Below are 11,971 nucleotides of genomic sequence, written 5' to 3'. Positions count from 1 at the left end.
GCCGGGACGGCCCCGCCGGTGTGCGCGGGCGGGTCTAGCTCTTGGTGGTCTCTTCGAGCGAGAGGTTGGCGGCGGCCTCCTCGGCCGCGGCGGCGGCGTTGTCGACGGAGGTCTCGCGGGTGCGGCGGATGCCCAGGATGCTGATGAACAGCGCCGCGAAGATGGTCTGGAAGCTCATGACGAGCGCGGTGGCCGACGGCACGACGAGGCGCAGCGACTCGCGCGGGTCGAGCTCGCCGAAGCTGCGCACCTGCCAGTGGACCAGCGACATGACCAGGCCCACGATGCCGGCCAGCGCGAGCAGGCCGCCCGCGATGAGGCCCTTCTCCAGGCTCACCATGTCGATCAGCCGCCTGATGCGCGGCGACTCGGGCAGGAAGCCCTCCTCGGCCGCGTAGACCTTGGTGAAGACGGCGAACAGCGCCGCCTGGAACCCGATCACCACCAGGGCGGACGAGCCGACCAGCGTGTCGACGTCGAAGGCCAGCTCGCCGATCTCGACCGGGCCGAACGTCAGCGCGGTGCCGGCCACCAGGCCGATCACCATCATGAGCACGCCGGGGTAGAAGAACAGCCACTTGGGGCTGTAAAGGAGCAGGAAGCGCAGGTGGCGCCAGCCGTCGCGCCAGGAGCGCAGGTGCGGCGGCCTGGAGCGGCCGTCGGGCGAGAGCGTGGTCGGCACCTCGCGTACGTCGAGACCCGACAGCGTCGAGCGGACCACCATCTCGGAGGCGAACTCCATGCCCCCGGTCTGCAGCTGCAGCCGCAGGATGGAGTCGCGGCGGAAGCCGCGCAGCCCGCAGTGGAAGTCGCCGATCGCCGAGGGGAAGAACAGCCGCCCGATGAACGACAGCACCGGGTTGCCGAGATAGCGGTGCAGCGGCGGCATGGCGCCGGGCGCGATGCCGCCCTTGAAACGGTTGCCCATCACCAGGTCGGCGCCGTCGCGCAACTGCTCGACGAACGGCAGCAGCGCGGTGAAATCGTAGGAGTCGTCGGCATCGCCCATGATGACGTATTTGCCGCGAGCCGCCCGGATGCCGCCCATGAGGGCGTTTCCGTAGCCCTTCTCATCGACATGGACCACGCGGGCACCGGCGTCGCGGGCGAGCTGCTGCGAGCCGTCCGTGCTGCCGTTGTCGGCGATCAGGACCTCGCCCTCGATGCCGTGCTCCTCCATGCACGCCAGGGCCTTGCGCACACAGACTTCCACGGTCTCCGCCTCGTTGAGGCAGGGCATGACCACCGTCAGTTCCACGTGTCTACCCTTCAGTTAAGGCTCTTCCAGTGAACCATGATGCCCTGAACGTGACGGTGGTCGGGCACGGACCCGGAAACGACTGGCATTCTTTACAACATGGTGAGCGTCGCCGAGATAACCCCTGCGGACCACTCCGCCCCAGGTCGAGCAGCACGTCTGCTGGCGATGGTGCGCAGGCATCGGGTGTTCGCCGCGGCCTTCGGCGTCGGCGCCGTGCTGCGGCTGATCACCATGCTCGGCTACGGGCCCGCCATGTGGTTCAACGACTCCTACGAGTACGTCTCGGTGGCGCTGCACCCGCGGCCGCACCCGATCAGGCCCGACGGCTACAGCTTCTGGTTGATGCTGCTGCAGCCGTTCCACAGCTTCACTCTGGTGGTCTTCACCCAGCACCTCATGGGCCTGGCCACGGCCTGCCTGATCTACGCGCTGCTGCGGATCAAGTTCAGGCTGCCGAAGTGGGGCGCCACGCTGGCCGCCGCGCCGGTGCTGTTCGACGCCTACCAGATCCAGCTCGAACAGCTCATCATGTCCGACACGCAGTTCACGCTGCTGGTGGTCGGCGTGATCACGCTGGTGCTGTGGAAGCGGCGCCTGTCGTGGAAGGCGGGCGCGGTCGTCGGCTTCCTGCTGGCGCTGACCTGGCTGACCCGCTCGATCGGGCTGCCGATCATGGCGCTCGTGGTGCTCTACCTCATCGTCAAGCGCACGGGGTGGCGGCCGATCGTGGCGGTGGTGGCGGCATGCGCGGTGCCGGTGATGGCGTACATGGGGTGGTTCGCCACCGCGTACGGCAAGTTCGCCATGACCAACAGCGACGGCCTGATCCTCTACATGCGCACGGCCATCTTCGCCGACTGCAACAAGATGGACATCGACAAGTACAAAGAGGTCCAGCTTCTGCTGCTGTGCATCAACGACCCGGTCAGCCAGCGCAAGGACTACGCACAGTGGTACCTGTGGGGGCAGGGCAACGGCGACGGCACCGGCACCGGCGAGGTGCTGCACCGGTGGGGCGCCAACAAGAAGTGGAGCGAGATCACCAACGACGCGGCCAGCGCGTTCGCCACGCGGGCGATCCTGTCGCAGCCCGGCGACTATCTGAAGGTGGTCGCGCGCGACTTCTTCCGCTCGTTCCACTGGGCGAGGCCGCGCTTCCCCGACGAGTCGACGTACAACATGTACCAGTTCAAGCCGTACGTCGAGATCGACGGCAACGGGCAGCCCAAGCGGCTGCCGAAGTGGTCCTCCTACGCGGGCGGCCGCACCGACACCGACGCGTTCGCCTACGAGCAGGGCCCGCCCGAGACGCGCGTCGTGCACCCGTGGGCCGACATCATGAGCGGCTACCAGAAGGTGTTCTACCTGCGCGGCATCATGCTCGGCGGCATCCTGCTGATCGGCCTGTACGGCGTGGTCGTGCGCTGGCGGAAGTTCGGCGGCCCTGTGGTGCTGCCGTGGCTGGGCGCGGTGGGCCTGCTGCTCGCGCCAGCGGCGACGGCCGAGTTCGACTACCGCTACGTGTTGCCGGCCGTCCCGCTGGCCTGCGTCGCGGCGGCGATCACGCTGCGCCGCGGCGTCACGTGGGCGAACTGGTCGAAGTACTCACCCAAGAAGAGAGCAGCATCCGCGCCCAGTACTGCGCGTAGCTGATGGTCTCGGCGCTCAGCACGGGCTGCAGCCACCAGAAGTTGACGAGCACGATGAGCGCGAAGGCGCCGACGACGGCGGCGCCGACGGCCCTGCGGGCGGGCGGCGCGTCGCGTCGTCCGATGACGAGCCCAGCCACCAGCACGACGGCCAGCACCATGAAGGGCAGCACGGGCGCCATGTAGAACAGGTACATCGTGCGGTTGTCGGCGACGGCGTAGTAGAACCACGGCAGCCAGCCGGCGGCGTAGGTGAGCAGCACGGCGCCCGCCCGCCAGTCGCGGGTGGCGGCGTACCACGCGACGAGGGCGACGAGGGCGACGGCCGAGCCGTACCAGAGGGCGGGGGTGCCGACGCCGACCACGGCCTGGGCGCAGTCGGCGGCGCCGCAGCCGGACTTCTCGCCCTCGTAGAAGAAGGCGACGGGGCGCAGCAGCAGCGGCCACGACCACGGCTCCGACATGTACGGATGCGGCGTCTCCAGGCCGCTGTGGAAGCCGAGGACCTGCACGTGGTAGTCGAGCCAGGAGCGGACGGAGTCGAAGGCGAAGAACAGCGGGTTGCCCGAGGACGTGGCCTGGTCCCAGTTGCGCCCCCAGCCGCGCGAGGTGGCGAACCAGCCGCTCCACGAGGCCACGTACGTCAGGGCGGGCACGAGGGCGAAGGTCCCGACCGCGCCGGGCCCGTCGTACGCCAGCGTCCCCCTGTACGCCTCGCGCGCCCCCAGAGCCCGCCTGGCCCCGGCGTCCCACATGAGCGACAGCAGCGCGAAGGCCAGCAGGAAGAAGACCCCCGACCACTTGACCGCGCAGGCGGCGCCCAGGCACACGCCGGCCGCGAGCCGCCAGCGCCGCAGCCCCAGCCGGGGCCCGCGCAACAGCGCGGCGTCATATCGGTCGGCCAGCCGGGCCCGCATGTCGTCGCGGTCGGCCACCAGGCAGGCGAACGCGGCCATCACCCAGAACGCGAGGAAGATGTCCAGGATCGCCGTGCGCGAGAGCACGAGGTGCAGGCCGTCGAGCGCCAGCAGCAGCCCGGCCAGGCAGCCGAGCAGCGTCGAGCGGGTCATCCTGCGCGCCACCCTGGCGAGGATGAGGATGGTCAGCGTGCCGGCCACCGCCGCCGCGAAGCGCCAGCCGAAGGGGTTCATGCCGAACATCCACTCGCCGGCCGCGATCATCCACTTGCCGAGCGGCGGGTGCGCCACGAAGGACGCGCAGTCGTCGGGCTGCGGGCACTGCTTGAAGATGTCGAGGTTGCCGGCCAGCAGCCGCCGGTCGGCGATGGGGTTCTTGGCGTCGCCGACCATGGTGCGCTCGACGCCCTCGACGAGCAGCGAGTAGGCGTCCTTGACGTAGTAGGTCTCGTCGAAGACGACGGCCTTGGGCCTGCCGAGGTCGATGAAGCGGAGCAGGCCGCCGAAGACGGCCACCGCGAGCGGCCCCAGCCAGCCGGCGAGCGCGCCACCCTGGAACGGCGGCACCAGCCGGCCCGGTGATAACCCCCAATTACGCACCCTGCGCACCTTACGGGGTGGGGGTCTTCCTGTGCACGAGGTCGTAGAGCTCCCGCTTGGGCATGCCCGCCTCCTTGGCCACGCCGGCGACCGCGGCGTTGCGCCGCTCCCCGTCGGCGACCCGCCGCTCGACCTCCGCGACCAGCGCCTCGGGGTCGAGCTCGACGTCGCCAGGCACGTGACCGGCGACCACGACGGTGATCTCGCCCTTGACGCCGCCCTCCGCCCACGCGGCCAGCTCGCCGAGCCCGCCCCTGCGGACCTCCTCGTACGTCTTGGTCAGCTCGCGGCACACCGCGGCCCGGCGGTCGGGGCCGAACGCCTCGGCCATCGCCGCGAGGCTGCTCGCCAGCCGGTGCGGCGCCTCGAAGAAGACCATCGTGCGCTCCTCGGCGGCCAGCGCCTTGAGCCGGCGCGATCGGTCGCCCGGCTTGCGCGGCGGGAAGCCCTCGAAGCAGAACCGGTCGCTGGCCAGGCCGGAGATCGCGAGCGCGGTGGTGACGGCGCTCGGCCCGGGCAGCGCCGTGACCGGCACGCCGGCCTCGACCGCGAGGCTGGTGAGGCGGTAGCCGGGGTCGGACACGCCCGGCATGCCGGCATCGGTGATCACCACGACCGTGCGGCCCTGCTTGAGCGTCTCCAGCAGCTCCTGCGCGCGGCCCGCCTCGTTCTGGTCGTAGTAGGACACCACCCGGCCGGTCAGCTCGACGCCGAGGTCGGCCGCGAGCCTGCGCAGCCGCCTGGTGTCCTCGGCCGCGACCACGTCGGCGCCCGCCAGCGCGTCGCGCAGCCGTGGGGAGACGTCGCCCACCTGGCCTATGGGGGCTCCTGCCAGCACCAATCTGCCGTTCCCTGTCACCTGACCATTGTGGCAGGGCATCCCAATTAGACCGTGTTTCTTGGGTAACCACCGCTCTGGGGCCCGTACGATGTCCGAATGGCGGTGACCGATTCTCCGTACCAGGCCTACGAGCAGCCGAAGGACGAAGGCCCTTCCGAGGCTCGGTCCGTACGCGATCGTGTCGTGCCGCCCATGCGCGGCAGCGTGCTCTGGGGATGGATCGGGCCGCTGCTGGTCACCCTGTTCGGCGGGATCCTGCGCTTCCTGCAGCTCGGCGAGCCCAAGGCCGTGGTGTTCGACGAGACGTACTACATGAAGGACGCCTTCTCGCTCATCACCCACGGCGTCGAGCACGTCACGATCAAGGACGCCGACAAGACGATCATGTCCGGCGGCACCGACATCTGGCAGGCGTGCGGCCAGGAGATCGACAAGTGCGCCTCCTACGTCGTGCACCCGCCGCTCGGCAAGTGGATGATCGGCGCCGGCGAGTGGATCTTCGGGCTCAACCCGTTCGGCTGGCGCTTCGCCGCCGCCCTCATCGGCACGCTGTCCATCCTCATCCTCGCCAGGGTCGCGCGCAGGATGACCCGCTCCACGCTGCTCGGCTGCTTCGCGGGCCTGCTGCTGGCGCTCGACGGCCTGCACTTCGTGCTCTCGCGCACCGCGCTGCTCGACATCTTCCTGATGTTCTGGGTGCTCGCGGCGTTCGCGTGCCTGGTGGCCGACCGTGACCAGGCCCGCGAACGACTGGTCACCTGGTACGAGACCTCGCCCGTCTCCCTGTACGGCCCGTCGCTCGGCATCAGGTGGTGGCGGATCGCGGCCGGGGTGTGCCTGGCCTTCGCGATGTCGGTCAAGTGGTCGGGGCTGGCGTTCCTGGTGGCGTTCGCGGCCATGTCGCTGCTGTGGGACGCCGGGGCCCGCCGCGCGCTGGGGCTGCGCCGGCCGTACGTCGGGGCGGTCAACAAGGACCTGCCGCAGGCGACGCTGGCCTTCGGCGTGGTGCCGTTCGTGGCGTACATGGCGACCTGGATCGGCTGGTTCGCCACCGCCACCGGCTACGGCCGCAACTGGGACCAGGCCACCTCGTCGGGCAACCCGCTGTTCTTCCTGGTCGACTCCATGCGCTCGTGGATCCACTACCAGTGGCAGGTCTTCACCTTCCACAGCGGCCTGGAGACCTCGCACAACTACATGTCGGAGCCGTGGTCGTGGCCGCTGCTGCTGCGCCCGGTCGCCTTCTACTACGAGGGCAAGAAGGGCGGCTGCGGCGCCACCGACTGCTCCGAGGCGGTGCTCGGCGTCGGCACGCCGGTGATTTGGTTCGGGGCGCTGGCCGCCCTGGTGGCCCTCATCGCGTGGTACGTCTCCTCGCGCGACTGGCGGGCGGGGGCGGTGCTGCTCAGCTACGCGATGGGCTGGCTGCCGTGGTTCTACTTCGCCATCGCCGACAACCGGACGATGTTCCTGTTCTACGCCATGCCGATGGTGCCGTTCATGGTGCTGGCCATCACGCTGTGCGCGGGGCTGCTCATCGGGCCCGCCACGCCGACGGCCTCCGGCGCCATGCCGTTGCGGCGTACCGTCGGGGCCGCCGTGGTCGGCGCGTTCGCGTTGCTCGCGCTGATCAACTTCTGGTGTCTGCATCCCGTACTGACCGGCGAGTTGCTCTCGTACACGGAGTGGAAGGCCCGCATGCTCTTCGAGAAACGGTGGATATGATCACGTTACAGTCGGCTCGATAGGGATTTCTTAGGTAGTCGCTGTGCAAGACCCAATACGCACCGGTTTCGGTCATCGTCAGGCCCGGGGTCGATACGGCAAACTTCGAGGCATGAGTGCACCGGATGTCACCGCCCTTCTCGCCGAGTTGGAGCGATCTCAGCCGGATCTGGCCGAGGAGGCCAGGACCGCCGTCGAATGGTTGACGGGTGGGGAGCCACTGGAGACGGTGACCCAGCTCGACGTCTGCGAGTTCCTCTGGTACACGTTGCCGCTCAAGGTCGGGCCGCAGGATGGCGACCACGAGCGGCTGGCACGTTCGCTGGGGCAGCTGCTCCGGCTCGGCGGCCTCGACCGTTACGCCGAGCTGTGCGTGTCACCGACCACCGTCCAGATCCTGCGCACCTACGCCCGCGAGGGCGAGGACGCCGGCACCAGCGCCTACCAGCAGGCCCTCGAGGCCACGGGCGTGCTCCCGCCCGACGTTCCCGAGCTGCAGTGGAGCATGATCATGGGGCCTGAGGAGCTGGGCGCGCACATCGCCTGCTCCGCGGCCCTTGAGCTGGCCATCGTGGCCGGCGAGGACGTCGACCGCACCGCGCTGACCCGGCGCTGGCTCACCGAGCCGCGCGCCGACCTGGGCGGCGACAGCTGGCTCAACCGGGTGCACGGCGAGCGGCTCAACCGCTGGGTGCTGGGCCGCGGCCCGGCGCGGCGGGAGCTGGCGCAGCCGTTCGAGGTGCGGCTGCACGCGCCGGTCGCGCCGCAGCCGCTGCCCGCCCTGCACCGGCTGCTGTCGGTCGCCGCCTCCGGCGAGACGCTGCCGCTGCGGCTCGCGCCGTCGCCCGAGGCGCTGCGGCTGCGCGACCTGGCCGAGCGCGAGCTGGGCGCGATCCGCCGCGACGGCGCCAAGCTGTCGATCACCGGCTACGGGCTGCGCCTGCTGCACTCGAAGTCGGCCATGTGGTCGGCGGTCACCCGGCTGCTGCTCGCGCGGGGTGAGCACGAGTTCGAGGTGTCGGCCAGGGAGGCCGCGCTGATGCTGCTCGCCGACGGCACGCTGATGTCGCCGGCCAAGCTGATCGGGCGGGTGGCCGAGGTGGTGGGCGGCGAGGGCTGGCATCCGGCGACGAGCGTCGAGGACGTCACGGGCCCGGTGACCGACCTGGTGGCCCAGCTCACGGCGCTGGGGCTGGCGTTCAGCGACGAGCTGGCGGTGCGGATGGACCGCCCCGGCCAGCTCGCGGCGCTGGCGGCGCTGCGGGCCCACGCGCTGCGGCCGAGGAAGTACGTCAGCTCCGGGTGACGACCCCTGGCATCTGGGCGAATACTCCGAGTAGTTACGATTGTCGGGAAATGCCCTATGTCGGAGGGGGACCGTCATGGAGCTGTTCCCGGCCATGCCGCTGGCGGAGTGGACCGAGGCAAAGGAGACCTTCCACAGGTTCGCACAGATCGTGGGGAAGATCAGGCTGGCGTCGAGCAACCGGCGCAACCACTGGTGGCAGGTGCCGTTCCACCCGACGGGGCGCGGGCTCACCACCCGCCCCATGGGCGGGCTCGGCGAGCAGCCGCTGTTCTGCGTCGACTTCGACCTCGTACGCCACCGCCTGGTCATCGACGTGTTCGACGGCCGCAGCGCCGAGTTCAGCCTGATCGGCAGGAGCGTCGCCTCCTTCTACGAACGGCTCTTCGACACGCTGGCCGGGCTGGGGATCCGGCCGGAGATCTGGGCGGTGCCGTTCGACCTCGGCGACGACACGCCGTTCGCCGAGGACACCCTGCACGCCCGCTACGACCCGATGCTCATCAACCGCTACTGGCGGATACTCTCGCAGGTCGTGCAGCTGCTCGACCGGTACGCCGCCGACTACGCCGGCAAGACCAGCCCCGTCCACCACTTCTGGCACACCTTCGACATCGCGGTGACCAGGTTCACCGGGCGGGTCGTCAAGGTCTCGCCGGACACCGACCCGGTCACTCGGGAGGCGTACAGCTGGGAGGTGATCAGCTCGGGGTTCTGGTTCGGCGACAAGGAACGCCCCTGGCCGGCGTTCTACTCCTACACCGCGCCCGAGCCCGAGGGGCTGGTCCGCGAGCCGCTGCGGCCCGCGCAGGCCGAGTGGATCCCGGCGCGCGGCAGCCACCTGGCCGTCCTGCGCTACGACGACGTGCGGGTCATGGAGGACCCCGTGGGGGCCGTGCTGGAGTTCCTCGACAGCGCCTACCAGGCGGGCGCCCGGCTGACCGGGCTCGACATGGCGGCGCTGGCCTGCCCTGGCGGCGTCACCGACCCCTACTACGGGCAGCGGCCCTGAACACACGTGAGCGCCCGTCCTCCGAAGAGGGCGGGCGCCCGACGTGTGCGTACCGGTGTGCGTGTCGCCTCTCGGCGAAAGGCACAACGCGGCTCCAGCCGAACGGTAGTCCGCGAAGGCAATAGGTGAGGCCCGGGGACACTGGGCACACCGGCCACGATGTATGTAACCACACCTGGGGCCGCATCATTCCCGGCCGCGCCGGTCGATCCTCGATGCCCTGCCGCGCAGGTAGCGCTGCCGGGGCAGGCTCATGGCCCCGCGAGGCCGCCTGCTCGTACGCCTCCCGCGCCCCCGCGAGGGACCGCGTACCGGACATCATGCCGCGAATTTTCTCCGCGACATTCCTTGCGGCAGTATCGGAGGCGTGCCATACGCGACGACGCCCGACGGGGTGAAGCTGTCCTACCAGGTCCGCGGCCATGGGGAGCCGCTCGTGCTGCTGCAGGGGCAGGCCAACGACCACCGCTGGTGGGACTCCGTACGGGACGACTTCGCCGCCTATCGGACGATCACCCTCGACTGGCGGGGCACGGGCGGCAGCGACAAGCCGGACGAGCCGTACACGACGCGCGGGTTCGCCGCCGACGTGCTGGCCGTGCTCGACGACGCCGGGGTGCCGCGGGCGCACGTGTACGGCACCTCGATGGGCGGGCGGGTCGCCCAGTGGCTGGCCGCCGACCACCCCGGCAGGGTCGGGGCGCTCGTGCTCGGCTGCAGCTCACCCGGCGGCGCCCACGGCGTCGAGCGGAGCAACGACGTCCGCAGATCGCTCGCCCAGCCCGACCGCGCCGCCGCCGAACGGGCCCTGCTGGAGCTCATGTACACGCCCGCCTGGCTGGCCGGGCACCCCGGCCCCTACTTCACGATCGGCGACCCCGGCATGCCCGCCCACGCCCGCCGCCGCCACCTGGCCGCCAGCGCCGGCCACGACGCCTGGGACGCGCTGCCCCGCATCACCGCGCCCACGCTCGTCGTCCACGGCACCGACGACGTCTTCAACCCGGCCGCCAACGCGCCCCTGCTGGCCGAGCGCATCCCCGGCGCCTCGCTCCAGCTCATCGAGGGCGCCAGGCACGCCTACTTCGAGGAGTTCCGACACCTCGCGAGCCCGATGGTGCTGGACTTCCTGGCCGCTTATCGAGTGGACGATCGGGGCGCGGCGTTGCTACGGTGCCGCGCATGGCCGGCCCCGAGGCATCAAGACGCTAGCCACCGGTCGTCCGGTGGCTGACCCCGCACCGCCCCTCGCTGTGAGGGGCCGCTGCGGCATGGCCCGATTCCCCGGCTTCTCCTGACGCCGGGCCGCCGATCTCGCGCCCGTCCGGGCTCCGCCTGATCTCGGCTGATCGCGCCCCGCCATCCGGACCACCGACGACACAGGTCCCCGCCCAGGTGCGCCCTGGGTTCCTTCATCCGCGCGGGGAGTCCCCGCGCGCTCACCTGTGCCGGCCCGTGTCCGGGCCGTGGAGTTCTCATGCCTTTCGTTGTCTATCTGCTCGGGCTGGCGGTCTTCGCCCAGGGGACGTCCGAGTTCATGCTGGCCGGGCTGGTGCCCGGGATCGCCCGTGAGCTGGGCGTGTCCATTCCCGCCGCCGGGCTGCTCACCTCGGCCTTCGCCGCCGGGATGGTGGTGGGCGCGCCGCTCATGGCGGTGCTGAGCCTGCGCTGGTCCAGGCGGTCGGCGCTGCTGTCCTTCCTGGTCGCGTTCCTGATCGCCCACGTGGTCGGCGCGGTCACCACCGACTACGCGGTGCTGCTCGCCACGCGGGTCGTGGCGGCGCTGGCCAACGCCGGGTTCCTGGCGGTGGCCATGGCCACGGCGATCGCGCTGGCCCCGCCCCGCGCCAAGGGCAGGGCCACGTCGATCCTGCTCAGCGGGGTCACGATCGCGTGCGTGGCGGGGGTGCCGGGCGGCGCGCTGCTCGGCGAACTGTGGGGCTGGCGCTCGGCGTTCTGGGCGGTGGCCCTGGCGCTGGTGCCGGCGATCGCCGCGGTGCTGCGGTCGGTGCCGGGCGGCGCACCCGGCGGCACCGTACGCGGCGAGGCCCGGGCCCTGCGTCACCCCAGGCTCCTCGTCCTCCTGCTGCTCGGCGCGCTGGTGAACGGGGCCACGTTCAGCACCTTCACCTACCTCGCGCCGCTCCTCACCGGCGTCACCGGCATCGCCCAGGTCTGGCTGCCCGGCCTGCTCGCGCTGTTCGGGCTGGGCTCGTTCGCCGGGGTGACGATCAGCGGCCGGCTCGCCGACACCCGGCCCAAGGTCCTGCTGGTGGCCGGCGGGGTGGCGCTGGCCGCGGGCTGGGCGCTCTTCGGGCTGACGGCGGGGGTGCCGGTGGCGGCGGTGGCGCTCGTCCTGGTCCAGGGGACGCTGTCGTTCGCGGTCGGCTCCACGCTCATCTCCCAGGTCCTGTACGCCGCCACCACCGCACCCACGCTGTCCGGCGGCTTCGCCACGGCGGCGCTCAACGTGGGCGCGGTGCTCGGCCCCTGGCTGGGCGGCCTGGCGATCGGGGCGGGGCTCGGGTTCCGCTCGCCGCTGTGGGTGAGCGCGGCCCTGGTGACGCTGGCCCTGGCGGTCGCCGCCGCCGCCCGCCCGTACCACCAGGCAGAGCCCGCCCGGGCGCGTCCGGTCAGCGGGGCGTCGCTGTAGGCGCCGG

At 71.2% G+C, this 11,971-nt stretch carries 9 protein-coding genes; 6 read left to right on the top strand and 3 right to left on the bottom strand.

The window, feature by feature from the left end; all coding sequences use genetic code 11:
* Nucleotides 1-34: 34 nt before the first annotated feature.
* Nucleotides 35-1,258: a glycosyltransferase family 2 protein gene (locus tag ABZW11_RS14595; protein WP_355416443.1), complete on the bottom strand. Its 1,224-nt coding sequence runs from the start codon at nt 1,256-1,258 to the stop codon at nt 35-37.
* A gap of 99 nt (nt 1,259-1,357) precedes the next feature.
* Between ABZW11_RS14595 and ABZW11_RS14590 the strand changes: the two genes are divergently transcribed.
* Nucleotides 1,358-2,914, top strand: a complete 1,557-nt coding sequence (locus ABZW11_RS14590; RefSeq protein ID WP_355416440.1) for a hypothetical protein — start codon at nt 1,358-1,360, stop codon at nt 2,912-2,914.
* Here ABZW11_RS14590 and ABZW11_RS14585 read toward each other — a convergent pair.
* Together ABZW11_RS14585 and rsmI are read right to left on the bottom strand one after the other, a co-directional pair.
* Nucleotides 2,841-4,394 (bottom strand): phospholipid carrier-dependent glycosyltransferase, encoded by a 1,554-nt coding sequence (locus ABZW11_RS14585; protein ID WP_355416437.1) that lies wholly within the window; start codon nt 4,392-4,394, stop codon nt 2,841-2,843. The genes ABZW11_RS14590 and ABZW11_RS14585 overlap by 74 nt on opposite strands.
* 43 nt (nt 4,395-4,437) lie before the next feature.
* Nucleotides 4,438-5,286: a 16S rRNA (cytidine(1402)-2'-O)-methyltransferase gene (gene rsmI, locus ABZW11_RS14580; RefSeq protein WP_355416434.1), complete on the bottom strand. Its 849-nt coding sequence runs from the start codon at nt 5,284-5,286 to the stop codon at nt 4,438-4,440.
* Nucleotides 5,287-5,364: 78 nt separating this feature from the next.
* Here rsmI and ABZW11_RS14575 point away from each other — a divergent pair, with 78 nt between their 5' ends.
* The 5 genes from ABZW11_RS14575 to ABZW11_RS14555 all read left to right on the top strand — a co-directional run bounded on the left by ABZW11_RS14575 (nt 5,365) and on the right by ABZW11_RS14555 (nt 11,964).
* Complete coding sequence (locus ABZW11_RS14575) at nt 5,365-6,993, top strand: phospholipid carrier-dependent glycosyltransferase (protein ID WP_355416431.1); 1,629 nt, start codon at nt 5,365-5,367, stop codon at nt 6,991-6,993.
* Between the two features lie 112 nt (nt 6,994-7,105).
* Entirely contained in the window at nt 7,106-8,299 is a 1,194-nt protein-coding gene (locus ABZW11_RS14570; protein WP_355416429.1) for a hypothetical protein, read from the top strand.
* Nucleotides 8,300-8,375: 76 nt separating this feature from the next.
* Nucleotides 8,376-9,311, top strand: a complete 936-nt coding sequence (locus ABZW11_RS14565) for a DUF5996 family protein (RefSeq protein ID WP_355416426.1) — start codon at nt 8,376-8,378, stop codon at nt 9,309-9,311.
* 367 nt (nt 9,312-9,678) lie between these two features.
* Nucleotides 9,679-10,545 carry an alpha/beta fold hydrolase gene (locus ABZW11_RS14560; RefSeq protein ID WP_355416423.1) on the top strand — a complete coding sequence of 289 codons (867 nt, stop codon included), beginning with the start codon at nt 9,679-9,681 and terminating at the stop codon, nt 10,543-10,545.
* A 243-nt stretch (nt 10,546-10,788) separates the two neighbouring features.
* Nucleotides 10,789-11,964 carry a Cmx/CmrA family chloramphenicol efflux MFS transporter gene (locus ABZW11_RS14555; protein ID WP_355416420.1) on the top strand — a complete coding sequence of 392 codons (1,176 nt, stop codon included), beginning with the start codon at nt 10,789-10,791 and terminating at the stop codon, nt 11,962-11,964.
* The last annotated feature ends 7 nt before the right edge of the window (nt 11,965-11,971 follow it).

The sequence above is a fragment of the Nonomuraea sp. NPDC004580 genome (genome assembly GCF_040609855.1).
Lineage (GTDB): Bacteria > Actinomycetota > Actinomycetes > Streptosporangiales > Streptosporangiaceae > Nonomuraea > Nonomuraea salmonea.
The sequence above is the reverse complement of the archived record's forward strand: the minus strand, read 5'-3'. Positions and strand labels throughout refer to the sequence as shown.